Annotated in this window: 25 protein-coding genes, 1 tRNA gene and 1 pseudogene; 15 read left to right on the forward strand and 12 right to left on the reverse strand. The window is 66.3% G+C overall.

Annotation, left to right across the window (positions count from 1 at the left end; translation table 11 throughout):
* Positions 1-26: 26 nt before the first annotated feature.
* From ABD844_RS08640 to ABD844_RS08655, 4 genes are all read right to left on the reverse strand, one after another.
* Positions 27-434, reverse strand: coding sequence for a FliH/SctL family protein (locus tag ABD844_RS08640; protein ID WP_344874763.1), 408 nt, complete (start codon positions 432-434; stop codon positions 27-29).
* 394 nt (positions 435-828) lie between these two features.
* A complete protein-coding gene (locus ABD844_RS08645) occupies positions 829-1,137 on the reverse strand; it encodes an integrase core domain-containing protein (protein ID WP_344874765.1) in 309 nt (102 codons plus the stop codon).
* A 147-nt stretch (positions 1,138-1,284) separates the two neighbouring features.
* Positions 1,285-2,505, reverse strand: a complete 1,221-nt coding sequence (locus ABD844_RS08650) for a sensor histidine kinase (RefSeq protein WP_344874767.1) — start codon at positions 2,503-2,505, stop codon at positions 1,285-1,287.
* Positions 2,502-3,152 carry a response regulator transcription factor gene (locus ABD844_RS08655; protein WP_344874769.1) on the reverse strand — a complete coding sequence of 217 codons (651 nt, stop codon included), beginning with the start codon at positions 3,150-3,152 and terminating at the stop codon, positions 2,502-2,504. The genes ABD844_RS08650 and ABD844_RS08655 overlap by 4 nt, the downstream gene beginning before the upstream one ends.
* Before the next feature lie 101 nt (positions 3,153-3,253).
* Between ABD844_RS08655 and ABD844_RS08660 the strand changes: the two genes are divergently transcribed.
* From ABD844_RS08660 to ABD844_RS08705, 10 genes and pseudogenes are all read left to right on the forward strand, one after another.
* The gene (locus ABD844_RS08660) at positions 3,254-3,778 is read left to right on the forward strand and encodes a hypothetical protein (RefSeq protein WP_344874771.1); all 525 of its coding nucleotides are present in this window, start codon (positions 3,254-3,256) and stop codon (positions 3,776-3,778) included.
* Positions 3,775-4,824, forward strand: a complete 1,050-nt coding sequence (locus tag ABD844_RS08665) for a peptidoglycan-binding protein (RefSeq protein WP_344874773.1) — start codon at positions 3,775-3,777, stop codon at positions 4,822-4,824. Before ABD844_RS08660 ends, ABD844_RS08665 begins: the two co-directional genes overlap by 4 nt.
* Complete coding sequence (locus tag ABD844_RS08670) at positions 4,821-5,474, forward strand: ABC transporter ATP-binding protein (protein WP_425568523.1); 654 nt, start codon at positions 4,821-4,823, stop codon at positions 5,472-5,474. The genes ABD844_RS08665 and ABD844_RS08670 overlap by 4 nt, the downstream gene beginning before the upstream one ends.
* A complete protein-coding gene (locus ABD844_RS08675; RefSeq protein ID WP_344874775.1) occupies positions 5,471-6,661 on the forward strand; it encodes an ABC transporter permease in 1,191 nt (396 codons plus the stop codon). Before ABD844_RS08670 ends, ABD844_RS08675 begins: the two co-directional genes overlap by 4 nt.
* Positions 6,662-7,346: 685 nt before the next feature.
* Positions 7,347-7,657, forward strand: a pseudogene (locus tag ABD844_RS08680) (transposase); the annotation flags it as partial.
* 48 nt (positions 7,658-7,705) lie between these two features.
* Positions 7,706-7,939, forward strand: coding sequence for a hypothetical protein (locus ABD844_RS08685; protein ID WP_344874777.1), 234 nt, complete (start codon positions 7,706-7,708; stop codon positions 7,937-7,939).
* The gene (locus ABD844_RS08690; RefSeq protein WP_344874779.1) at positions 7,939-8,700 is read left to right on the forward strand and encodes a helix-turn-helix domain-containing protein; all 762 of its coding nucleotides are present in this window, start codon (positions 7,939-7,941) and stop codon (positions 8,698-8,700) included. The genes ABD844_RS08685 and ABD844_RS08690 overlap by 1 nt, the downstream gene beginning before the upstream one ends.
* A gap of 139 nt (positions 8,701-8,839) precedes the next feature.
* Entirely contained in the window at positions 8,840-9,943 is a 1,104-nt protein-coding gene (locus ABD844_RS08695; RefSeq protein ID WP_344874781.1) for a tyrosine-type recombinase/integrase, read from the forward strand.
* A 5-nt stretch (positions 9,944-9,948) separates the two neighbouring features.
* A complete protein-coding gene (locus ABD844_RS08700) occupies positions 9,949-12,567 on the forward strand; it encodes a tyrosine-type recombinase/integrase (RefSeq protein WP_344874919.1) in 2,619 nt (872 codons plus the stop codon).
* Positions 12,564-13,148: a DUF6262 family protein gene (locus ABD844_RS08705; protein ID WP_344874783.1), complete on the forward strand. Its 585-nt coding sequence runs from the start codon at positions 12,564-12,566 to the stop codon at positions 13,146-13,148. The genes ABD844_RS08700 and ABD844_RS08705 overlap by 4 nt, the downstream gene beginning before the upstream one ends.
* Positions 13,149-13,189: 41 nt before the next feature.
* Here ABD844_RS08705 and ABD844_RS08710 read toward each other — a convergent pair whose 3' ends face one another.
* Complete coding sequence (locus ABD844_RS08710; protein ID WP_344874785.1) at positions 13,190-13,849, reverse strand: hypothetical protein; 660 nt, start codon at positions 13,847-13,849, stop codon at positions 13,190-13,192.
* Between the two features lie 664 nt (positions 13,850-14,513).
* Positions 14,514-15,038 carry an RICIN domain-containing protein gene (locus tag ABD844_RS08715; protein WP_344874786.1) on the reverse strand — a complete coding sequence of 175 codons (525 nt, stop codon included), beginning with the start codon at positions 15,036-15,038 and terminating at the stop codon, positions 14,514-14,516.
* A gap of 329 nt (positions 15,039-15,367) precedes the next feature.
* Here ABD844_RS08715 and ABD844_RS08720 point away from each other — a divergent pair, with 329 nt between their 5' ends.
* Complete coding sequence (locus tag ABD844_RS08720; protein WP_344874787.1) at positions 15,368-15,895, forward strand: integrase core domain-containing protein; 528 nt, start codon at positions 15,368-15,370, stop codon at positions 15,893-15,895.
* Between the two features lie 401 nt (positions 15,896-16,296).
* The gene (locus ABD844_RS08725) at positions 16,297-16,818 is read left to right on the forward strand and encodes a hypothetical protein (protein WP_344874789.1); all 522 of its coding nucleotides are present in this window, start codon (positions 16,297-16,299) and stop codon (positions 16,816-16,818) included.
* 384 nt (positions 16,819-17,202) lie between these two features.
* On the opposite strand, the gene ABD844_RS08730 is transcribed toward ABD844_RS08725, so the two are convergent.
* The 3 genes from ABD844_RS08730 to ABD844_RS08740 form a co-directional block, all read right to left on the reverse strand.
* Positions 17,203-17,745: a flavoprotein gene (locus ABD844_RS08730; protein ID WP_344874791.1), complete on the reverse strand. Its 543-nt coding sequence runs from the start codon at positions 17,743-17,745 to the stop codon at positions 17,203-17,205.
* On the reverse strand, positions 17,742-18,173 hold the full coding sequence (locus tag ABD844_RS08735; protein ID WP_344874793.1) for a hypothetical protein: 432 nt from the start codon (positions 18,171-18,173) through the stop codon (positions 17,742-17,744). Before ABD844_RS08735 ends, ABD844_RS08730 begins: the two co-directional genes overlap by 4 nt.
* A gap of 211 nt (positions 18,174-18,384) precedes the next feature.
* A complete protein-coding gene (locus tag ABD844_RS08740; RefSeq protein WP_344874795.1) occupies positions 18,385-19,473 on the reverse strand; it encodes an integrase core domain-containing protein in 1,089 nt (362 codons plus the stop codon).
* Between the two features lie 354 nt (positions 19,474-19,827).
* On the opposite strand from ABD844_RS08740, the gene ABD844_RS08745 reads away from it, so the two are divergent.
* The gene (locus ABD844_RS08745) at positions 19,828-20,160 is read left to right on the forward strand and encodes an integrase core domain-containing protein (RefSeq protein ID WP_344874797.1); all 333 of its coding nucleotides are present in this window, start codon (positions 19,828-19,830) and stop codon (positions 20,158-20,160) included.
* 330 nt (positions 20,161-20,490) lie between these two features.
* Here the strand turns inward: ABD844_RS08745 and ABD844_RS08750 are convergent, their stop codons facing one another.
* Positions 20,491-21,258 carry an SDR family NAD(P)-dependent oxidoreductase gene (locus tag ABD844_RS08750; RefSeq protein ID WP_344874799.1) on the reverse strand — a complete coding sequence of 256 codons (768 nt, stop codon included), beginning with the start codon at positions 21,256-21,258 and terminating at the stop codon, positions 20,491-20,493.
* 91 nt (positions 21,259-21,349) lie between these two features.
* Here ABD844_RS08750 and ABD844_RS08755 point away from each other — a divergent pair, with 91 nt between their 5' ends.
* Together ABD844_RS08755 and ABD844_RS08760 are read left to right on the forward strand one after the other, a co-directional pair.
* Entirely contained in the window at positions 21,350-21,985 is a 636-nt protein-coding gene (locus ABD844_RS08755) for a TetR/AcrR family transcriptional regulator (protein WP_344874801.1), read from the forward strand.
* A 214-nt stretch (positions 21,986-22,199) separates the two neighbouring features.
* Positions 22,200-22,601 carry a DUF6192 family protein gene (locus ABD844_RS08760; protein WP_344874921.1) on the forward strand — a complete coding sequence of 134 codons (402 nt, stop codon included), beginning with the start codon at positions 22,200-22,202 and terminating at the stop codon, positions 22,599-22,601.
* Positions 22,602-23,058: 457 nt separating this feature from the next.
* Here ABD844_RS08760 and ABD844_RS08765 read toward each other — a convergent pair.
* Together ABD844_RS08765 and ABD844_RS08770 are read right to left on the reverse strand one after the other, a co-directional pair.
* Positions 23,059-23,134 (reverse strand) — tRNA-Lys (locus tag ABD844_RS08765).
* Between the two features lie 49 nt (positions 23,135-23,183).
* Entirely contained in the window at positions 23,184-24,338 is a 1,155-nt protein-coding gene (locus ABD844_RS08770) for an acyl-CoA dehydrogenase family protein (protein ID WP_344874923.1), read from the reverse strand.
* Between the last annotated feature and the right edge of the window lie 236 nt (positions 24,339-24,574).

Genomic DNA, 24,574 nt, shown 5'->3' on the forward strand with positions numbered 1-24,574 from the left:
GATGGGAATCCCCGGAAGAATATGGGTCAGCTCTGGTCGGTTTTTGCTCTGCCGACGATGGCTGACAGGTGGCCGCGGTAAGTAGCGCCGAGCCTGGTCACCTCGCCGACGAACGTCCCTCGGCCTTCAGCCATCTGGCTGACCCAGTTCTCGGGAAGCAACACTCGTTCGCCGACCTTGAGGGGTGGGTGTCCACGCCACCGATAGGCGTACTTGCCGACCTCGACCACCTGGTCGCCGTTGATCTCGTAGTAGCGCTGGGCGTTGTCGAGATGCTGCTCCAGTTCGGTGACACGCCGCTGTAGTCGCTCGATCTCCTGCCGGGCCATCGAGCGTCCGCTGTCATACCCGCCGGAGTGCCCCTCCCGCCAGCCGCGCCGGTACGCCTCGGACAGGGCCCGTTCGTGGTCGGTGATGTGAATACCGCACGCCACGTCGGATCCGTGGACGCGTTGTTTGCACGGGCTGCCCGAACGGGTCGGGCGCCCGCACAGTCGGACTTCGAACGTTCGCTCGCTCATCGCCCACCCACTTGTTCCATAGATGAACCGACAGCACCACAGATTCCCGTTTCCCTTTACGGGCCGGGTCGTTCCCATGTGCCGTTGGCGGAGATCCGGTTCAACGGCTATCACATAGGTCGCCTTCATATCAGCGAATTGATCGATCTCGTAGTTGTTCCGGTCAGGTGGATGTTCACTCGCGATGACGGCCGGCCGATACGCCCGGACTACCTGACCTACCGGTTCTGGCACCTGGTGACAGCCAGCGGACTTGTGCGGTGCCAAAACGCGGATACTGTTGCTGAGTTGGGCGTTTACCGGGCTTTCAGGCGGCTCGGTGGTGCTCGCTGATCAGTCCAGTGGCGGTCCTTCGTCGGTGGATTCGGGAGGCCATGTCGATTGCCTCGCTGGGATCGTAGAACGGCGGGCGAAGCGAACGGCCCTGATGCGGGCGATGATGGTAGAAATGGCGTTCGTACTCGGCCAGGACCTTATGCAGGTGCCGCTCACCATAGATGAGCAGGTGATCGAGGCACTCTCGGCGTAGCGTTCCCACGAACCGCTCGGCGAACGCGTTCGCCTGTGGTGACCGGACGGGCGTCTTGATGGCCCGTACACCATTGGTGGCGAGCACCTCATCAAAGGAGCGGGAGAACCTGCCGTCACGGTCCCGGATGAGAAACCTGAACGCGCCGGCGCGTTCTCCCAGGTCTATCGGCAGGTTCCGGGCCTGCTGGATGGTCCATGCCCGGTCGGGTTGGGGGTGAGACCCCCTCCTCCATCAGCCCACCGACGTCCTGGACTGACTCACAGGCAACGTCAGCGCGACGGAGATGCCTCCTTCCGGTCTGGGGTGGGTGGTGACGGTGCCGTGGTGCATCGCGGCGATCGACGCGACGATGGCCAGTCCGAGCCCGAAGCCGTCGTTGGTGGTGCGGTGATTCAGACGGTGGAACGGTTGGAACAGGCCGTCAATGGCGTCGGGCGCGATGATCGGGCCGGTGTTGGCCACGACAACGGTGGCGCGTTCGCTCATTGTGGAGGTGGTGACCCAGACGTCGCCGCCAGGATGGTTGTGGCGCACGGCGTTGTCGACGAGGTTCGCGACGAGGCGTTCCAGGAGTACGGGATCGCCTGATGTGACAGCGGGTTGCAGCGACGCGTGTGGCCGCCGGTCGATCAGATCGACAGCGTCCAGCACGTCCTCGGCGACAGTGGCCAGGTCGACGTCCTCGGCGACGGTCAGCCCGCGCTCGTTGCGGGCCAGCGTGAGAAGGGCCTCGACGAGTGCTTCGGCGTGGTCGACGGCGTCGCGGATGTCGTGGGCCATGCCACGCAGCTCGCCATGGGTGGGCGCGGGCTTGGCGAGTACGACGTCCATGGTGGCGCGCATGAGGGTGAGTGGGGTGCGCAGCTCGTGGCTGGCATTGGCGATGAACCGCTGCTGGCTCTCGAACGTAGTCTGCAGCCGGCCGAGCATGTGGTCGAATGTGTCGGCCAGTTCCCGCAGCTCGTCGCGAGGACCGGTCAACGCCACCCGTGCGGACAAGTTGTCTTCGGTGGCTGCGCGGGCGGCCGCGGCGATCTGGTGCACCGGCCGTAACACCCGCCCGGCGACGATCCAGCCGGCCAAGGCCGCGAGGGCCACCACTGCGGCCAGCGTGGTCGCCGAGTACTGCACCAAATGGGAGAGTGTCGCGTCGCGTTGGTCTTGCGCGCCCCAGATCCGGTAGGCCACCGAGCATTTGTCTCGTAGGCTCGGGTCGGTGTCCTTGGTGGCGAGGGCCTGCCGGCAGATTGGCTCAAACGCCTGCCGATCCGATACGTGAAACGACGACGTGTCTACTCCGCCATTCGGCATCTGGATCGACGAGGATTCCACCGTGGGCAGGGCCGCGACGAGGGCGTAGCTCATGACCACGAGGATGGCTCCGCCGGCGGCGAACAGGCCGGTGTACAGCAACGTCAGGCGTACCCGGATGGTCAGCTTCGGCTTTGTCACATCCGGTACCCCTTGCCCACGACGGTCTCGATCAGCGGCGGCGGACCGAGCTTACGGCGCAGCCGCGTCATCGTGACCGCGACGATGTTGCTGAACGGGTCGGCGTGGGCGTCCCACACATGTTCGAGCAACTCTTCGGCGCTGACCACGGCGCCATCGGCGCCCGCGAGCATTTCCAGTACTCCGAACTCCTTGCGGGTCAGCGACAGCGCGCACCCGCCGCGGCTGGCCCGGTGCCGGGCACGGTCGACGGTGAGGTCTCCGCAGCGCACGATCGGTGGTGCAGACGCGGCGCGCCGGCCCAGCGCGCGTACCCGCGCCACCAACTCATGGAAGGCGAACGGCTTACCGAGGTAGTCGTCGGCGCCCAATTCCAGGCCGTCGACGCGGTCATCGACGTCGGCGGCGGCAGTAAGCATGAGAATCCGAGGCCCGTCCGCGGCGGCGGACAGAACGCGGCACACCTGATCGCCGTGCACCGCGGGCAGATCCCGATCGAGCACCATCACGTCATACGCGGTGTGGCCGGCCTCGGCGAGCGCGGCCGCGCCGTCGTGCACGACGTCCACCGCCATCCCGGCATCGCGTAACCCTTCGGCGATCCGGCCGGCCAGTTTCACGTGATCCTCGACGACCAGTACTCGCATGACGCCATTGTCCGCCCCAGGGCATGACATCGGGGTGACATCTGGCGTAGCGCTGGTGTCACCGTCCTGTGCGTACACCTCATGCCATGGGACGAAATGTCATGGGACGAATCCTCGTAGTACCGAGCCTGTTGGTCGCGCTCGTTGCGGCGGCGGCGTGTACCGAGGCGTCGGGCGGCGGGTCATCCGCCAGCGGCGGCGGCTCACCCAGCGCCGCGGGGTCATTTCAGCGCTTTGCCGCGTGCATGCGCGAGCATGGCCAGAACGTACCCGATCCTGATCCGAACTCTGGCGACGTGGCGTTGACGCCACCGGCCGGTGCCGATCGCCGCGCGTGGGAGACGGCCATGCGGGCGTGTCAGCAGTTCCTGCCCAACGGTGGGGCACCGGACGACGTGGACCCGCAGGAGTTGGAGGGCTTGCGTGCGTACGCCGCATGCATGCGCGAGCACGGCGTCGAGGTGACCGATCCTGACCCGGTCACCGGCAAGAGCCAGTTCGGGGGCCGGTTCGCCGGTGCCGGCAAGGATCAGATCCTCAACGACCCGATCTACAAGGCGGCGGACGCGGCCTGCAAGGACAAGCTGAGGAGCGGTGGGGCGCCCTCGAAGGGGGGAGGCAAGTGAGCCGGCTGAGCATTGCTGCGGTCGCAGGCTCGGCCGTCCTCGTGGCTGCGGCGGTCGTCGCGGCCTCGGCCGGGTTCGGCGGCACCGAACCGGACACGTCATCACAAGCGACCGATCCGACGCCGGCGACCACCCCGGTCACCCGGACCACCTTGACGCAGACCCAGCAGGTGAACGGCACACTCGACTACGGCACAGCCGTACGCGTTTCCGCGCGCGGCAACGGGACGATCACCTGGCTGCCGGCGCTGGGCGCGATGGTCCGCCGTGGTCAGGCGATGTATCGGATCGACAGCCGGCCAGTGTCGCTGTTCTACGGCCGGCGCCCGTTCTACCGGACACTGAGCTGGGGCAACTCCGGTGCGGATGTCAAGGAGGTCGAGCAGAACCTGGCCGCCCTCGGCTACACCGGGTTCACCGTCGACACCAACTACACCGCGGCGACGGCGACCGCCGTGCGCAAGTGGCAGAAAGACCACTCGTACCTCCAGACTGGTGTCTTCGACCCGGCCACGGTGGTGCTCGCTCCCGCCGCGGTGCGGGTTGCCTCACTGGCCGTACAGCTCGGAGACCCGGCAGGTGGCCAGGTACTCAGCTACACCGGTACCACCCGGGTGGTGCGGATCCCCCTCGACGTCGCCCTCCAGAGCCTGGCCAAGAAGGGCAGCGCCGCCACCATCACACTCCCGGATGGCAAGACTGTGGCCGGTACCGTCGCCAAGGTGAGGACGGTGGCCGTCGCGGGCCGCCTGGCCGAGGATCCCGCCACGATCGAGGTGACGGTCAGCATCGCCGACCAGTCCGGACTCGGCACTCTCGACCAGGCACCGGTCGCGGTCACCCTGGTCGCGGCGAGCGCGCGTGATGTGCTCACCGTGCCGGTCGCGGCGCTCGTCGCGCTCGCCGACGGCGGCACCGCCGTGCAGGTGGCGACCGGTTCGACCAGCCGCTACATGACCGTGAAGCTTGGCATGTTCGCCAACGGGCGGGTGCAGATCTCCGGCCACGGTATCGCCGAGGGCACCCTCGTAGGGGTCCCATCGTGATCACACTTGATCGGGTCAGCAAGACCTACCCAGGGGGCGTCACGGCGATGCGCGACGTGTCACTGACCATCGAACCTGGTGAGCTGGTTGGCATCGTCGGGCCCTCCGGTTCAGGAAAGTCGACGATACTGCACCTCATGGGGGCGCTGGACCTGCCCACCAGCGGGTCGGTGACAGTCGGCGGCCGCGAGCTGTCACGCCTGTCCGACCGGCAGCTGTCCGCCCTGCGCGGGCGCAGCATCGGCTTCGTCTTCCAGCAGTTCCACCTCGCTGCCGGGGTGCCGGCAGTCGACATCGTGGCCGATGGCCTGCTATACGCAGGTGTCGGGTTGCGGGAACGGCGCTGTCGTGCCACGCAAGCCCTGCGCCGCGTGGGGCTCGGCCATCGGCTGACCCACCGGCCGCATCAACTCTCCGGCGGCGAACGGCAGCGGGTGGCCATCGCTCGTGCGGTCGTCGGTGAGCCGGCCCTGGTGCTGGCCGACGAGCCGACCGGAAACCTCGACTCCGAGGCCGGCGCACATGTGCTGAAGCTGCTGCGCGAGTTGCACGCTGCCGGCACAACGGTCGTGGTCATCACCCACGACCGCGACATTGCCTCCAGCCTGCCCCGCCGGGTCGCGATCCGCGATGGGCAGGTGACCCAGTGACCGCCTCCTCCAGGCTGTTGCCTCGCGACGTCGCCCGGGTCGGCGCCGCCGGGCTGCGAACCCGCCCGCAGCGGGCGGTGCTCGCCGCACTCGGCATCGCGATCGGCATCGCCGCCATGGTCTGTGTCGTGGGCATCGCCAGCTCCAGTCGCGAACACCTCGACCAGCGACTCGCCCGGCTCGGCACCAACCTGTTGAAAGTCACCCCGGGTGAGACCGTCGTCGGTGACGAAGCACATCTGACCACCGATTCGGTCGACATGGTCGGCCGGATCCCCACGGTCGTGTCGGTGACCGCAACCGGCAGGACCGACACCCACGTGTACCGCAACCAGTACATCCCGCCCGCCGAGACCGGCAGCATCGCCGTGCTGGCCGCCCGGACCGACCTGCTGTCCACGCTTCATGCGCGCGTGGCCAGCGGTACCTGGCTCAACTCGGCTACGGCCGCATACCCGGCGGTCGTGCTCGGCTCCACTGCGGCCACCCGACTCGGCATCGCCGCCGCAACCCCCGACATGAAGGTGTGGCTCGACCACCAATGGTTCACAGTCGTGGGCGTGCTCGACCCGGTCACTCTGACACCTGAGCTCGACAACGCCGCCCTCATCGGCTGGCAGGTGGCCAAGGCCAACCTGCGCTTCGACGGGTACCCGACCACCATCTACACCCGCACTCGCGACGACGCCGTCGAAGCCGTACAAACGGTCCTGGCCCGGACGGCGAATCCGGAGCACCCGAACGAGGTGAAGGTGTCACGGCCATCCGACGCGCTCGCCGCGAGGGAAGCCGCAGACACCACCCTGTCGGGATTGCTCCTCGGCCTTGGCGCGGTTGCCCTCCTGGTCGGCGGCGTAGGCGTGGCAAACACCATGGTGATTTCGGTCCTGGAACGGCGAGCCGAGATCGGCCTCCGCAGAGCCCTTGGAGCCACCAGAGGGCACATCCGGCTGCAGTTCCTCGCCGAGTCACAACTGCTGTCCGCACTCGGCGGTGCGAGCGGTGCAGTGATAGGCATCCTGCTCACCACCGGCTACGCCGGCTACCAGGGCTGGCCCACCGTGGTTCCCGCCTGGGTCACCGCTGGTGGAGTGCTCGCAACACTCGCAATCGGTGCCTGCGCCGGCATCTACCCCGCTTGGAGGGCCGCCCGCCTCTCACCCACCGAAGCCCTCGCCACACCGTGACCATGTATCGACAGCGTGTTGTCATCGGTCCTTTGAGAAGGTGTTCTTCCCGTCGGTGCGGGTGATATGCCAGGATCCTGGAGCGGGTCGAAGGACGCCTGGCTCACGGCATAGTGAGCGGTAGGGCGAGGCCCGCCACATCCTGGCACGGACGATTCACGATCTCGCGAGATCCGCCACACCGAACACGGGTACGCCGGTTCCCTCTTCCACAGCAGCTGGCCGAACCAGGCCTCATCTGCTCCAGGTACACCACGTCGGAGGCGACCGTCCCGTCCGACAACCTGGCAGGCATGTCGGTCTCCAGCCCCTCCAGCCCTTCCAGATCATCGGCGTTGGCCGGGGCACGCGCCACCCGCAGATCCTTGACCACCGCCGGCGTCCGGCCACCTCGCCTTCACCCTCGCAGCAAGACGAACGACCAGGACGATAGACCTTCAGAATTCCCTCCTGCGGGTGACCGTCCCTCGAACTGACTGTGTTCAGCAACGACCGGTTGCAGCACCAGCCCCCGGACCGTAGTTCGGCCCAGGCCGCCGGGGTCGTTCACGTCCAGGGAGAGGGTGTGCGGGTGATCAAGCCCTTGAACTGGTACGGGTGAGATCCATGTGACAAGAGACGGCCACTCCGTAATCCTTCGATTCGCTCAGATCAACATGAAGGGGATGAAGTGGCCGTCAACGGCATTGTGCCCGCTGCCGGGGACTACTTGGAAGACACCCTCGCCGCGGCGAGCCCTGACCTGCTCCGGACGATGATCCGCGAGTTCGCCCAGCGGATGATGGACGCCGAGGTCGAGCAGTTGTGCGGCGCCGGCTACGGCGAGGTCAGCAGCGAGCGGGTCAACACCGCAATGGCTACCGCACCCGCCCATGGGACACCCGCGCCGGGAGCATTGAACTGGCCGTGCCCCGGCTACGGCAGGGCTCCTACTTCCCGGACTTCCTGCTGGACAAGCGACGCCGGGCCGAGCGGGCGCTGACCAATGTGGTGGCTTGTCCGGTGCCAGAACTGATGCAGGGGGTCTGACCTGGTCTTCTGGGCTTGGGCCTCGTGCTGTTTCGACTTCTGTATCTGCTGGTGGTCAGGGTGTTCGGTTGGCTGGTGCTGCTCGCACGGGGGAGTGCTTCCAAGGAGGTGGAGATCTTGGTGTTGCGGCATGAGGTCGCGGTGCTGCGTCGTCGGTCGCCCGGCCCAGGCCGGATTGGGCCGATCGGGCGGTGCCGGCCGCGCTGGCGAGGGTGTTACCTGCTCGCCTTCGGCTGCATCGCATTGTGATGCCCGGCACGCTGCTTGCCTGGCATCGCGGGCTGGTCAAGGAGAAGTGGACCTTCCCCGCCAAGCACGGCCGGCCGCCGGTCTCTGAGGAGATCCGCGATCTGATCGTCCGGTTGGCGCGGGAGAATCCGCGCTGGGGCCATCGGCGCATCCGAGGTGAGCTTCTCGGTCTCGGGTATCGGGTGGGGGAGAGGACCGTCCGCCGGGTCCTGACGGCGGCGGGGTTCGGGCCCGCGCCACGGCGGGCTTCACCGGCCTGGCGCCGGTTCCTCATCTCTCAAGCCTCCGGCATCCTGGCATGCGACTTTCTCCACGTCGATACGGTGTTCCTCAGGCGCCTGTACGTGTTGTTCGTCATGGAGATCGAAACGCGGCGCGTGCGTATCCTCGGTGTCACGGCTCATCCGACCGGTGCCTGGACGGCACAGCAGGCGCGCAACCTGCTGATCGAACTGGGCGAGCGAGCCGACAGGTTCCGGTTCCTGATCCGGGACAGGGATGGCAAGTTCGGCAGAGAATTCGACGAGGTGCTCGCCGGCGTGGACGTGCACATCGTCAAGATTCCGCCGCGCTCGTCACGGGCGAACGCGTTCGCCGAGCGGTTCGTCGGCACACTTCGGCGCGAACGCCTTGATCACCTTCTGGTCCACGGTGAGCGGCATCTGCAACAGGTCCTGGCCAAGTACGAGCGCCACTACTTTACCGACCCCGGGAAGAGCAGTCCGTGTTGTTCGTCTGGACCTGTGAGCTGGGCGTCTTAGGCTCCTTTACCGACCCGGTCCGGGGCGTCGTCCATGTCGTCGGGTCGGTACGGGGGGCGAAGTGGCACGGCGAGTGGTCGTCGGGGATCTGAGGGTCCAGCAGATCCATCGGAAGGGCGGGTGGCGATCCTGGACGATCGTGTGGCCCGAAGGGTCGATCCATCCGGAGGCTGACCGGTTTCTGCGCCTGCACGACGGTTCGGGCACGCAGAAGACGTACGCGTACTTCCTGGTGGATCATCTGCGTTGGCTGGAACGTGAGTGCTTGACGTTCGAGCGGGTGGTGCTCCAGGACCTCGAACGCTACATGGGCATCGTGGGCGCGGAGGTCCACATGCCGCTCGGGGAGCCCTGGCGGGTAGGGAAGCGCCCCTTGGGCCGGTCCGCGCTGTCAATCGCAGCGTCGTGCTTGAAGGGCTTCTATCTGCACCAAGCCTCTCTCGGGGTGAACGCCGACCTCGGTGAGAAGCTGGACGGCACCCGGCTGCCGTCCCGGGTGGACCGTCGCCGATCGTTCCTCGGGCACGTCAAGACGGCCATGCCCGCCAACCCCCTCGCGCCGAAGGGCCCGCACCGCCGGCACCCGAAGATGCTGCCTGGCGGGGCGAGGGAACAGCTGCTGGAGACGGTGAACTCGGCCCGAGACCGGATGGCGGTGACCTGGCTGGCCGACGGCGGCCTGCGGATCGGGGAGCTCTGCGGTCTGCACCTGGTCGACCTGCACCTGCGGGAGAATGCGGCCTGCGGCGAGTGCCGCAGCCCCCATCTGCATGTCTGTCACCGCCCGGGCAACCCGAACGGAGCCGAGGCGAAGACCAAGCACCCCTGGCGGATCGAGAACGGCACGATCACTGGTGGCCTGATCAAACGGGTCAGCCCGGCGATGGTGCACACCTACTTCGACTACCTGACCAGCAGCGAATACCCCAGAGGCGTCCGGCACGGCATGCTCCTGGTCCAACTGCACGGCGCCGGGGCGGGTGAGCCCTGGGCGCCGGCCGGGGCACGGCGGATGCTCGGCCGCGCCGGGAAGCGCGCCGGGCTCGGTGCCGTGAAGCCCCATGCCTTCCGGCACTCTTTCACCTCCGCGGTCCTCGACGCCGCCGACGGGAACCTGTTGATCGCTCGGGACGCCGGTGGTTGGGCATCGGCCGCGACGGTCGACGAGGTCTACGGTCACGTCGATATCCACGACCCTGCGTTCGACGTGGCCCTGCGCACGGTCTGGGGTGAGCGGAAGTGACCGTGATGACGGTCCTGCAGTCGCAGCAGGACGCCCGCACCGGCAGGGACAGACTGGAGATCCTCACCGCGCTGATCAGTGCCCCATCGTTTGACCCCCTGTTCCGTCCCGACATCGTCAAGATCCCGCCGAACCATCCCGTCTTCCGGTGGAACTGCCTTTGCGCCGACTGCGAGCGATCCACGATGGGCCACGGCGATCTGTGCTCATCCCATGAGGTGCTCTGGCGCGACCACCGCGACCGCGGAGGAACCCGAGTCGAGTTCCTCCGCGTCGCGCCGCTGGTCGGTCCCGGAGCCGGGGTCGAGCACCGGTCCTGCCGGATCTGCCCCGAGAGGCCCGCCCGTCACCTCACGCTGGAGCTCTGCCACTACCACGAGTTCCGTTGGTATCACCACCGCAGCGGCCGCGGCGGCGACGCCGACTTCGGCACCTGGCTCCTCGATCAGAACTCGCTTCCCGGATTCGGCAGGTGCCGGGTCCCGGTCTGCCCGGAACCGTCGGACTCTCCGCTAGGGCTCTGCTACCGGCACGAGCGCCGATACCGTCGGGAAGGCCGTCCAGGTGGAGCGACACTGCCAAGCCAGTGGGGCACCCGCTACGGACGCCGGGGACTGGTCGCGCCGGTCGACTACCAGGACCAGCATGCCTTCGAGCGTTGGTGCGCGAGCGCCCCGGCGGCGCTCCGGCCCGCGCAGGTCAATCTCCGGGGACTGCACCCGCTGCTGCGAGCCGAGATGAAGTGGGGCATGTTCGCCCACACCCAGAAGGCGCACGGCCGCTGGGAACTGGTCACCTTGCAGGGCGTGGCGAACTTCGCCCGCGAGTACGGTCTCCAGTCGCTCTCGGACGCCGGCCCCGAGGAGGAACGGCTTCTGCGGAAGGCCGTCAGCCGCGAGGCGGTCCACATCGTCCGGGCCGTGACCGGCTGGCTGCATCCCCTCTACGTGACGCCAGCCGAGACACGTGAGCTCGGATACATCCTCACCGAGCACTTCGGGCGCAAGCTCACCGGCCGCTCGGTCCACATGGACCTCACCGGTGTCTCCCAGCGATGGCTCCGCGACCTGATCTGGGACCACTTGGTCGCGATCCTCCGTTCTCCCAGTTGCCCGCGCAGCGGGGGCACTTTCGACGACATGCGCCGAGCCGGGCTGGAACTGAGCACTTTCCTGGAACTCCGCGCTCCCGACGGCGGCCATGACCCGCGGGAGCTGACGGCCGAGCACATGCACCTGTTCGTCGCCGACCAGCGGCAACGCGAGAGGGACGGCCTCGTTTCGCTGGCGGCCAGAGGCGTCCACGGCAAGCCGTCAATCGTGACCGCCAACACCCAGCAGCGCGTCTTCCACCGCACCCGACGGCTCCTGCGCGGGGCGCTGGAGTCGGGCGAGGCCGAACGGCTCGGCCTGGCCAGGTCCTTCATCGCCGCCATGCCCGCCCCAGGGCAGATGGTCCGCCGCGCTCGGCCGCCGTTCGCCGACGAGGTCGCCCAGGCGCTCGCTGACGAGACCAACCTGCGCAGACTCGCAGAGACCTACGACCCGTTCGACCGCGGCCTGAGGGACGCCTGGGAGACGATCATTGTCACTGGTCGCCGCTGCGGTGAGGTTCTCCAGCTCCGCCTGGACTGCCTCGGCCGCTATGGCGGGCTCCCGATGCTCTGGCACGACCAGACCAAAGCCGGCAACTATGACCAGGCTCTGCGCATCCCCGAGCGAATCCACCAGCTTCTGGAAGCACGTCAGCGCAAGACCTTGACCCTGTTCGAGGCCCGGAACAACCGGCCGCCCACCACCGGGGAACGCGCTCAGATGGCACTGTTCCCCACCAACATCCGTAACCGCGACGGGCGCCGGCCGCTGTCCTACAAGTGGTTCCATAAGGGCTTCAAGCTCTGGATCGACGAGCTGGACATCGGCCGCTGGGTCCCTCACCAGGCCCGCCATTCCCTGGCGACCAGCTTGCTTCGGGCCGGGGCGAGCCTGACCCACGTCCGCCGCTACCTCGGCCACCTCTCCGAACGGATGGCCGAGCACTACATCCACCTGACCCAGTCCGACCTGGAAGACGTCCTCCAGCAGGTCTGGGTCACAGGCCCCGGCAGCCCGAGTCCCGGCGAACTCCTCACCGAACCGACGACCCCGCTCACCCGCGAGCAGGCCCAGGCCATCGCCATCGACCTATCGCGGCGCAGCACCCCGGCCGAGGGTGGGTTCTGCACCTTCCAACCCGTCGTCAACGGCGGAGCCTGTCCCTGGAACCTGGACTGCCACAACTGCGACAAATTCGTCCTTTCCGGCGCCGACCCGCTCTACTGGCGACGCAAACGCGAACAATGGCGGTTGCTCGCCGAGGGCGCACCCGACGACGCCACCGCCGACTATCTGCACGCCCATTTCGAACCCACCGCTTGCGCTATCGACGGCTTGGAGAAGGCCCTGGCCGGGCTCGGGCTTCTGGACGACGCGCTCGCCTTGGACCTCCGCAAACCCCAGGACTACTTCCACCGCGTCTGGAGCACCGCCTTCCGCACCGCCGACCTCGCCGACGTCTGCGCGCCCGACGAGGCCGAGTACGACGGTGGACTCCTCGAAGATGACCTCGAACTGGACCCAGTATGACCAACACACGCGTTCCCGAACCCCGGACCGCAGCTGCGCTAAACGCACGCCGCCGCACTACCCAGGCCGCGCTCAAGCGCGTTCATGACGCCCTCACCCAGCTCAAGCGCGAGAAGGCACAGCCGTCGGTGGCGGCCGTCGCTCGCCGGGCGGGAGTGTCCCGAACCTTTGTCTATGACAATTCCGAGGCCAGAGCAGCGGTCTCGGCTGCCCTCGCTCAAGCCGGGGAGCAGCGTGTTCAGCTACTTACCGACCAAGATGCCGAGCGCGAAGCAACCTGGCGAGAACGGGCTCTGAACGCTGAAGACGCTCTCAAGGCCGCCCACACCGAGATCACGACCCAGCGCACCCGCATCGCCGAACTCCTCGGCCAGGTCCGCGATCTGGAAGCCGAATGGACTCAAGAGGCCATCGTCCGGATCACCACCGAGAACACCACCCTCAGGCAACGTGTCCGTCAGCTCACCACCGAGAACCGCACACTCGACGAACGCCTTCAAGCGGCCCGATCCAACGTCCGGTTCCAGGATCGGCGCATCGCCGACCTCGAAGCCCAACTCACCGACCCGACACCACGCTGACCGGCACCGACCCAACCGCCATCCCGCCCGCCCCGTCCCGCCTACTGATCCCGCCAGGCCGCGGCGCACACCTCTATCCAAGTCGCCAGATCGGGCACCTTATCGATGGTGAGCAGCGAGTACGGCGGGGACCCGACCAGTGGCGTGACATGTGTGAACGCGTGGTCGGGCGCAAAGAGGACTAGCCGACCGTTGCCGCGATGCGCCAACGTCAGATTTCCGTTGGCCTCCACAGCGACGGCGTAGTACTCATCAGGGTCGATGGGAACCTCCAGGCCAGCGTCCTCCCAAAGCCACGCGTAGTCGGCGAACACATCAGCGATTCGAACGCGTGCCGCATCAATCGTCAGCACCTGGTTCTGGTTGTTCCACCAGGTGCCAGGCTCCCCAAAACGTTCGACGATCCCACCGCACACCCTCCAGAAGCTCTTGTGAACCCGAGGGACGAAGTCACCCTCCGCCTCAAGGGGCGTATGGCAGAGCCATCCCCGCCGATCACTCGGCGATCCCCACGCCAGCAGCTCATAAGCCGTGCCACCAACGGAGACGGGAGTGAGAACAGCCGAGCCGAACAGCGCAGACAGTTCGGGCAGGCCGTCAATCGATCCGCGAGTCCATGGCCGCGCCTCACCCACCACAACACTCTCTCCGGGCTGGACGAACCACGAAACCTCGTCCAGAAACGGCTCCCAATCGCTCATAGCTCCGATCATGACACGCCCCAGGGGGCGTCAATCTGCCTCTGACCTGGACCGATGGGCTGTTCAACACTTACTGAGCGGGGCCGCTGCTTGCGACACGCCCCACCCCCCGACATCCCACGACGATCGTCGCGGACATGTAGTCTATGAACAATCGCAGGTCAGAGCCACGATTCGAGCTCCTGCGGTCGGTAAACGTGGCAACGAGCACCGTCCGCATCAGGCGCCGTCACTACGTCAGCCCCTTCACGATCCGGCCGAGGTGGTCGATCTCACGGCTCGAACAGAGAGACGAAGCGCTGTCTGCGGCCTGATCCATGAGTACCGCAGAGCTGCTTGACGACGTACGAAACCACAGGCCAGCACCACGAGCGAGTTTTGGCACCGGACAGGCGCACTCACGCGCAGTTCTCAAGACGGCCCACCGGAAGGTGGGCCGTCTCGTGCTTTGCGGGCTCCTGACGGGCTCGCGTGTACAGATGGTGTACGTCTCGCCCTTGTCCGTGATCGATCCTGGTACACCGGCTGGTGGAGGCGCGGACCTGGGGCGCGGCCCGGTCGGCCCGGCGACGACCACCCGCGATCAGAACTTGATCAAAGCGTGGCAGATGCCGAAGCCGGCTCGGATATAGCTGCCACTTCCGTCGTCTTTGCAAGCGCGCACTCAGCTAACGACGTGTTGCGCCCAGAGCTGCTCGTACTTCCATATGAGGTCACGAGGGGCATGCCACTGGATGGCGGCTGCACCGTTGTTCCCACTGGCCTTGGCAATAGCCAGCCACAATCCGCTGTTCGCGTTCTCAAAGCTCCAGCCCTCTTTGGGGCCCTGCGACCACTCGTACCAGCGTTGCTCCAGGCCGGGGCCGCAGGTCCACTGGATTGCGGGTGCGCCGGCGGCCTCGCTGTCGTTACCGATCGCGAGACACTTCCCGCTCTTTTCGTTGACGAGTCTCCCATTGCTCCAATGCCAACGCTGCTCAGCCTTTCCGTTGCACGTCCACTGGATAGCTCGCGCGCCATTGGCCGTGCTGCCCTCGGCGATGGCCAGGCACTTTCCACTCAGGCCGTTGAAGGTGAGCAGTTCGAACGTGGCCCCGGCGCTGGCCGGCGCAGCGCCGGCAAGCGACGTCGCCGTAGCGACCGTGCCGACTGCTAAGGCGATCGAGGCTTTCCGGAAATCTCTGTTCACAGGTCATCCTTCCGATGAAAGATCTGCCTATTGAGGAGACTGTTGACTGATGGGTTGCTTGTGGATGCTGCGTCCACGCCGATGTCGATGGTGGCGCGCAGAGTTGGTGCTACCCGACGACGGCCCAGCGTCATCCACAGCCAATGGGGGTGTGGGGCTGGAAGGCGAGCTTTTCGCCTTGGCGTTTCGCGGTCACAGCAGACTAGTTCCACGGCCAAATGTCCAATATCGATATGTATGGGCCATCGATACCGAATCGGATATATCACGCCTGAGCTCGGCATGCCTGTACGCCCTGCGATCGCGTTGTGTGATCGCATCTGTGGTGCGTGAGTACGGCGGCCGCTGCGATGCCGGGCTGCTGCCGGGGCGAGCGGCACCAAGAGCTTGCGTGCCACGCTTCGCCCGGCTCGCTCCATGGCTGGGCCATCCAGGTGATCAAGAATCTGTTGATGGATCTGGAAGATGCGGGCTGCCGGGCGTGCTACCTGATCCGAGACCGGGATGTCAAGTTCCCGGCTCTCATGGGCGAGATCTTGTCCGAGGCCGGCATCGAGACCGTGCTCACCGGGATCAGGATGCCGCGCATGAGCGCGGTCATGGAGCAGTGGGTGCAGTCGTGCCGCCGCGAGTTGCTGGACCGCTGCCTGATCTGGAACGAACGCCACCTGCGGCACGCCCTGCGCGAGTACGAACTGTTCTACAACCGGCACCGAGCCCATCAAGCCCTGAACCAAGCCGCCCCGTTGCGTACCGTCCCGGACCCGATCACGGATCCAGAGCGAATCACCGACCTGAACATACGCCGACGAGACCGGCTTGGCGGCGTCCTTCACGAGTACTCACATGCCGCTTGACCTGCATGGATGGAATTTTCGACAGGCGCAGTGCCGAAGAGCATGTGACGAGCATGAACTCGGCCGTCTTCGCCTCGCAGAAGAGGGTCGAGAATCGAGAAAGTGCAGGTCAGGTGGGGTGTGGAGTGGTAGGGCGCCCGGGGCTCGAACCCGGAACCTACGGATTAAAAGATCCAGTTCGAGCCGTTCCAGATCGTTCAGTGCAGGTCAGCGACAGTAAGCGGTCCACGCTGAACGCCGCTGTACGGCCTCGTATTGCAACTCGAACTGCACTGACAGCTCGCTCGTCTCTCACTCAACAAGGTCCATGCCGCTCATGATCAGTAGTGTCGATTTGGCAGTGAGCAGACACACGGTCACGAGTAGAGACACTCGATAAAGCTGTCGTAGGCTGCGTACCCATGTTCGAATGGTGGACTGTGCTGCCAGAGAGCGAGCGACAGCAGTGGATGCTGGAGCCGTTCGTGAGCGTGGGACCGCTGCACTTCGGGATGAGTCTCGGTGAGGTGACTGCCGCGCTCGGAGGCATCACCACGCGCCCGCAGTACCGGGACGGTCTTCTGGAGATGGCCAAGTACCGGGAGGCCGGCCTGACGCTCTACTACAGCTCGGATGAGAAGCTCAAGGCCGTTTCGGTTGACGCCCTTCGAGGGCCGCAGGTCTTCGCGGACGGCACTGCCCTGGTCGGCCGTGTTCCCTCAGAGATAGAGCAGTGGATGGAGGACCGTGCCGCGAGCCGCGAACCCTATGAAGAACTCGCCTATATGAACGCAGGCGAACCGGGCTCGCTCTCCCTCGGAGTGGTGGTAGGCGTCCAGCGGGCAGGCGACCATCTACTCACACGACCAGTCTTCCTACCGGCTGAGGCGATGGACGACCCGTCTCACTGGCTTCCTCGGGAGGCATGGGCAATCCAGGATTAGCTGTCGCGATCCCGGCTCCGCCGAATCAGGTGTCGAGGCGGCATGGATGGCGTGCATATGGTTACGTAACAGACACTGGTGCCTCCGTATGTGCAAGATGAGCAGCGACGTTGCTCGGTGAGCCAGGGTGAGGAACGAACCCTGGATCGTCGATCGCCCCCAGCCATGCACGGTGGCAAACCCGTCGTGGCGATCGTGAGGGCTGCATCTGGACGGCGGCGTGGCAACCCCGGCCGAAGCGTTCGGTTGGTGCAGCGGGGCTGGCGGGCGGCGCCCGGCCCGGTGTCCCGCCGCCGTCCGGGACCGGCCCCCAGGCCGCACGCCCGAACGGCGGGCGGGCGGAGGGCCGGGGGTACGGCGGCGCGCCGCGCCGCCGCTTGATCCCTATGAGAGCAATTCGGCAAGCTCTGCGAGTGCGCGTTTCCAGGGGTACGCGTCGATGCGGTCGCCTCCTGAGTTCGGCGGGTGGGGCTCGAACTGGCCTGGGCCGAAGAGGACACGGATCCCTTCGGCGCGTAGGTCTTCGACGCTGCGGCGAAAGGGTGCGCGAGAGGCGAGGGCGCTGTTGACGAAGGGGAGAACGACGACCGGGATGTCCAGCCCTGGCGCTTCGGAGAGGACGCCTAGGGCGTAGGTGTCGGCGATGCCTTGGGCGAACTTGTTGATCGTGTTGTAGGTGGCGGGGGCGACGATGATCGCGTCGGCGCGGGGTGACCTCGGTTCGTCCGGGTTGCGGTATTGGCTGCGGACGGGGCGTCCGGTCTGCTGTTCGAGTTGAGGGGCGTCGATGAAGCTCAACGCGGGTGGGGTGGCGATGATTTGGACGGTCCAGCCCTGGTCTTGGGCCATGGTGACGAGTTGCCCTACATAGGGGGCGGGGCCTGCGGCGCAGACGATGACGTACAGAACCTTGCCAGGCTGGGTCACGCTTGGACTCCCAGGGCTGCCGCATATTCGCGGGCTTCGCGGCGGACGCTGATCGGGGCGGTTGCCAGGATGTCACGTACCAGCCGGAGGGCCGCGGGGCGGCCGGTGATTTCCTCGGGGGCGAGTTCGCCTGCGGCGCGCAGGATGTGAAGTGCCTTGTCGTGCTGGTTCCACATCAGGAACGCGCGGGAGGTGTCGAGCAGCAGTGTGGCCTTGCGTTCGTTGATCGGTAGTTTGTCCAGATCGACCTGGCGCGCGTAGTCGATGGCGGTGCCCGCGTCGCCGACGCGAAGGGCGATGTTGGCGCGGTGGCACAGGACGTTGTTGGGGCCGAACGCGGTCCACATGTGGTTGCCTTCGTGGCCCAGGCGCATGCCCGCCTCGGCGGCTTCGTCGAGTAGTTCGGCGCTGTTGTGTTGTCTCGCCATACAGGGATCATGATCAGGTAGAACAGTCCGACCAGTGGGGCGATCACGAATACGGCTAAGCAACCCCACAAGATCCGCACTCGATCCTCCTGAAATGTCCGGCCACCGGCTCGGGCAACTGTCTATCGGATTGGTGACACGGCTGTCACTCTCGCCTATGTAACTTGACCTTGTGCCGCTCGAATATTGAGTTACGGGGACTGCGCTGCAGTTACGCGGCGTGGTGATATTCGTTGATCATGCCTGTGGCGACGGGTCTTCGGCGAACGGATCGCAGGTCGTTGAGGTCGCCCATGTCGCGGGTCGGCTGCGTCGTGATGTCTGGGGGACGTTGGCATCGGGACTGGTGCGCCCGGTGCTGGTTGTAGTGGATCAGGTACGCGCGGAGTACGCGCGCCAGGTGGCGTTCATTGAGGATCGGGGTCCGGTCCAGGAGTTCGCGGCGCAGGGTGCCGATGACCCGCTCGCAGATGGCGTTCATCCTCGGCGTCCGGGGCAGCGTGGTGATGATCCGCAGCCCTTCTGCCGTGAGGACCTCCTTGAAGGCGGCAGTGAAGAGTGGGTCTCGATCGTGGATCAGGAACCGCAGCCCGGTGATGCGCTCACCCAGGTCCATGACGAGGTTGCGGGCCCGCTGCGCTGTCCACGCTCCGGTCGGGTGTGCGGTCACTCCGGCCAGGTGCAGGCGCCGGGTGCCGTGCTCGATGAAGACGAGCACATACAGCCGTTTGAGCAGCACGGTCTCGACCACCAGGAAGTCGCAGGCGATGATTGTGTGGGCTTGTGCGGTCAGGAACTGCCGCCAGGTCGGTCCGGCTCGGCGGGGCGCGGGATCGATACCGGCGGCGTGCAGGATCTCCCACACCGTGGACGCCGCGATCGGGTACCCCAGGCGCGCCAGCTCGCCTTGGATTCTTCTGTGGCCCCAGGTCGGGTTCTCCCGCGCCATCCGAATGATCAGTGCTTTGATCGGCCGGCGGGTGCAAGGCCGTCCCGGGCGTTGCCTGTCGCTGAAGGTCCACTTGCGTGCCACGAGGGTGCGGTGCCAGCGCAGGATCGTCGCTGGGGTGACCGGGAACAGCACCGCCCACTGGCGACGGTGGATCAGCCGCGATAGCGCCGCGAGCCAGAGCCGGTCGGCATGACTCCACCGAGGCTGGCCGCCGAGTTGACGGCGGAGCACCTGGTTCTCGTGACGAAGCACCAGCAACTCAACATCTTTGGACCGATCAGAGCGGACCAGCACCGTCAGCAGGTTGAACAGGCACCTCACCAGCCGGTAGACAAGCGATAACAACACCTTGCGATGGTCGCAGCCGCCGCTCTGATCGCGCAGCAAAACCCCAGTTCAGAGCACGAAATCGTGTTTTCGAGCGGGACACGTCCACCACGTGGGCCGACTTCCTGCGCTCGCAAGCCGACGCCTTGCTGGCCGCCGATTTCATCGAGACCGTCACTCTCATCGGGCAACGCCAGTACGTCCTGGCCGTCATCGAGCACGCCGCCAGGCGCGTCCGCGTGCTCGGCACCACCGCTCACCCGACCGCGACCTGGGTCATCCAGGCGATCAAGAACCTGGTGATGGATCTGGACGATGCGGGCTGCGGGGCGCGCCTTTCTGCTCCGAGATCGGGATGGGAAGTTCCCAGCCCTCATGGACGAGGTCCTCGCCGAAGCCGGCATCAAGACGGTGCCCACCGGTATTCGGATGCCGCGGATGAACGCGATCATGGAGCGGTGGGTGCAGTCATGCCGCCACGAGCTTCTCGACCGCTGCCTCGTATGGAACGAACGCCATCTTCGGCACGCCCTACGCGAGTACGAACGCTTCTACAACCAGCACCGAGCCCATCAGGCCCTGAACCAAGCAGCTCCGCTGCGTACCGTCCTGGATCCGATCACCGATCCGAAGCGAGTAGACGACCTGAACATACGCCGGGGAGATCGGCTCGGCGGGGTTCTCCACGAGTACTCATATGCCGCTTGACCTGCGTGGACGGAGTTTTCGGCAGGCGCACTGCTGCTGCCCTTCTTGCCTTGACGCGCTCTGGCCATGACCGCCTTTTGATGACTGTCGAATGGGCTAACCCTGACATTCACCCACGCCCACCCGTCGCCTGGTTCCCTTCAAATCTTGATCTTGCTACTCGAAGGATCACGCGATGGCCGTCGTCATTTCACGACGCCACGCCTGTGACCAGGCCAAACTCGTACACCACTCCCGTGGACGCAAGCCCGGGCGAGGACGATGTGCACTCGCCGGATGCGACGCACACCCTGATTGACGTGCATGGAGATGTTCTCGGCAGGCCCAGGGTCATACGGGTTTGACCAGCCGTCTGAGGATGTAGTTCACAAGCGCGGGCGGAGCTATGTGCTGGGCCGTCCAGATGGCACGCGCCGGTGCGCCGACTAGGTAACGGACGCGAGCCTGGCGTGCGGTGGCGGCCTTGAGGATGGCCTTGGCGACATGCTCGGGCGGGATGCCGTTGCGCATCGCGCCGTCGAAGAGTCGGGTGACGTGGGCGCGTGCTGTACGGTAAACCTCCAGGTTGGCCGCTGCATGCGGCACGTGGTCGGCCGCCGGAGTGGCGACACCCGCCGGTTTGACGATGCTGACCTGTACGCCGGTGTCCGCAAGCTCGTGCCGCATCGCGTCGAAGACGCTCTCGAGGGCGAACTTGCTGGCGCAGTAGACGCCGCGGAACGGAATGCCGATCAGGTCAGGGGCGAAGCTCATTACCACGATCCGGCCGCTCCCCCGGGCGCGCATGCCCGGGAGGAACGCTTGGGTGATCCGCATGGCGCTCCACAGGTTGGCCTCGAAGACCTCCGACGCCTCACGGACGGAGGTTTCCTCGACCGCACCCGCGATCCCGCCTCCGATGTTGTTGACCAGCAGATCGATCGTTCCCGTGTCCTGCGCGAAGGACGCCACCGCGCTCTCGTCGCGAGGATCGAGTTGGACCAGGCCGGGTTGGACGCGGCGGCTCGTGCCGATGACGCGGAAGCCGCTGCTGCTGAGCAGGCGCGCGGTGGCGGCTCCGATGCCGGACGACGCGCCGGTGACTAGTGCGACCTTCATGTCATGACCTTTGATAGATAGTTTATCATTGATAGATATCAGAACACTGGCATGATGGTCGGGTCAAGGCCTGGAGGGGATGGCGTTCCGGATGACTCGTATGGCCAGCCAGCGGCGGCAGCGGGAGAAGGCGCAGTTGCGTGAGCGACTGCTGGGCGCAGCACGGGAAATCGCCGTCGAAGAGGGCTGGCAGGCGGTCACCATCCGCCGGATCGCGGATCGCCTCGAATACACCTCACCCATCCTCTACCAGCACTTCTCCGGCAAGGACGCCTTGCTATGGGAGCTGACCGAGATGGGTTTTCGTGAGATCGCCGAGCGGATCGAGCAAGCACTCTCCAAGGAGGGCGGCTCCGACGCGGTGACCACGATCGCGGGCGCCTACTGGGACTTCGCGTTCGCCGCACCCGAGCTCTATCACGTGATGCATGGCCTGGACGGCGTGCCCTTCGGCACGGCCGAGACTCCCGCCGATGCTCAACGGACCTTCGCGCTCTGCCGTGACGCGGTCGTACGGCAAGCCGCCGCCCAGGGATACGCCATCACCGACCCCGACGCCATTGTCGAGACCATCTGGGCCTACCTGCACGGGTTCGTGACCCTGACCATGGGCAAGCGTCTGGTCGGCGATCGTGAGCGAGCGCGTGACCTCATGCTGCGCTCCCTGCCAGCGCTGAGCATCGGCGGCCCGCACGCCACCCGGCCGGGAACGGTCGGAGAACCTTGACCGGCCCGGCCTATTCCGCACGCCGCCGAGCAGCCGGAACCTGTTCCCGGATGTGATGTTCGCCGAGGATGGCAGAAGGTCGGTGCCGCCGATGATCCTGGCGGTGGCGATGCTACTGCAACGGCTGGAGGGACTATCGGATCGGGACGAGATGGATCGGTTCGCCTTCGATGTGCGGTAGAGATCGCGCCATTGCAGCAGGTCGGGGGCTCGCATCCGGCCGAGGACCTGTTCACGGTGGACGCCTGCCTGCAGCGCCTGTCCGACGACACCCGCATCCCGGTCCCGACCTTGGAACAGCGCCGCTGGGTGGCCTCGCGCTGGCCCAGCGAGCGGGATGCCCTCTGTCGTGTTCGTGATCCTGGCCGGCATCTCCGACGATGAGGCGCGCTGGGCCCAGCTGGACCAACCACCGCTGAATGAGCGCACCGGCCGCAAGGAGTGGACCCAGGGCAGCGCCAAGCGGATCGTCGGGCAGAAGGTCAGCCACCCGGTCACCGCCACCGAGAAGGTCAAGGCGATCCACGACATGGCCACCGACGAACAGGTCGCGGCCCCGGGCGGTCACCGACCTGTTGCGCCGCCCGGAGGTCGCCTTCCAGGCGATGGGCGATGAGTAACCAATAACCCTTGAGTTCCTTCGCGGTTCTTCGGCCTCTAGCCCCAGGACCTGGGCTTATCTGCTGGCGCTCCGGTTTCTTCGGAGATTGATGAGATTTCAGGGATTCTGAAGGTCTATCGTCCTGGTCGTTCGTCTTGCTGTAACGACGTCTGAACTCGCCCGGAGGCGGCTTGACCAGCGCATGGATGGGTCTGTGAGCAAGCCGGACGTGTCGCGCCCGCCGACCCTTCCACCATGCCCTTCTGTTGGGTGTCGTCCGGGTCTGGCTTTACGGTGCCGTCTCAGGCGGATGATGTCCGGCAGTGCAAACCGGCCCATTTCGACCTCGCGATCGGCCCGCCGATGTGCCGGACGCGTGCCGAAGAGCATGTGACGAGCATGAACTCGTCCGTCTTCGCCTCGCAGAAGAGAGTCGAGAATCGAGAAAGTGCAGGTCGGATGGGGTGTGGAGTGGTAGGGCGCCCGGGGCTCGAACCCGGAACCTACGGATTAAAAGTCCGCAGCTCTGCCAATTGAGCTAACGCCCCCAGCAACAGCAAGGGTACAGAGGTTACCGCCCTGCCCGCGACGCCTATATCACCGGTAAGCCGCCAGCCCCGTCAGCGCCTCTCCCAGCACCAGCGTGTGGATCTCCTGGGTGCCCTCGTACGTGAGGACGCTTTCCAGGTTGTTCATGTGTCTGATCACAGGGTACTCCAGCGTGATCCCGTTACCGCCCAGGATGCTGCGTGCCTGGCGGGCGATGTCCAGGGCGGCGCGTACGTTGGCCAGCTTCCCGAAGCTGATCTGCCGGGGCTCCAGTTTCCCGGCGTCCTTCAGTTCGCCGAGATGGAGGGCCGTGAGGCCGGATTGGGCGAGGCCGACGTACATCCAGGCGAGCTTCTCCTGCGTCAGTTGGAAAGCGCCGATCGGCTTGTCGAACTGGACGCGGGTCTTCGCGTAGTCCACCGCTGCCTCGACGCAGGCGCGGGCGGCGCCGACGACGCCCCAGAGGATGCCGAAGCGGGCCTCCGACAGGCAGGACAGCGGTCCGCGCAGCCCGACGACGCCGGGGAGGGCGGCCGAGGCGGGCAGGCGTACGTCGTCGAAATAGAGGGAGGAGGTGACCGAGGCCCGCAGGGACAGCTTCTTGTGGATCTCGGGGGCGGAGAATCCCGGAGTGGCGGCCGGTACGACGAAACCGCGGACACCCTCGTCCGTCTGCGCCCAGACGACGGCCACGTCGGCGATGGAGCCGTTCGTGATCCACATCTTGGAGCCGTTCAGGATCCAGTCGGATCCGTCCTTCTTGGCATAGGTACGCATGCCCGCCGGGTCGGAGCCGTGATCGGGCTCGGTCAGGCCGAAGCAGCCGATGGCCTCGCCCGCGGCCATCCGGGGCAGCCACTCCTCCTTCTGCTCGTCGGAGCCGTAACGCCAGATGGGGAACATGGCCAGCGACCCCTGCACCGACACGAACGAACGCAGCCCCGAGTCGCCCGCCTCCAGCTCGCGGCAGGCCACGCCGTACGAGACGGCGTCCGTGCCGGCGCAGCCATATCCCTGGAGGTGCATCCCCAGCAGCCCGAGCGAGCCGAGGGCGGGCGCGAGCTCGCGCGCCGGGAAGGTGGCCTCCTCGAACCAGTCCCCGACGTACGGCAGGACGCGGTCGGCGACGAAGGACCTGACCGTGTCGCGGATCAGTCGCTGGTCGGCGTTCAGCCGGTCGTCCAGGCGCAACAGGTCGTCCATCACGGGTCCTCTCCTCAGATCCTCAGACAAGCGACGTGGACACGTTAGACGTGGACAATCTAAGGGACAAAGTAGTCGACGCGCTTGTGGACAAGATTGTGGACAGACTCTTGGGTGCTCAGGCTTGTGACTTCAGGCTAGATGATGTCGAGGCCGAGCAACTTCCGGACGCCTGGGCAACTTCCGGAGGGCTGAGCACCAGGCCAAGGTGGCGTCGGCCTGGCCGAGGGACGTAC

The organism is Nonomuraea antimicrobica, assembly GCF_039536965.1.
In the GTDB taxonomy this organism is placed as follows: domain Bacteria; phylum Actinomycetota; class Actinomycetes; order Streptosporangiales; family Streptosporangiaceae; genus Nonomuraea; species Nonomuraea antimicrobica.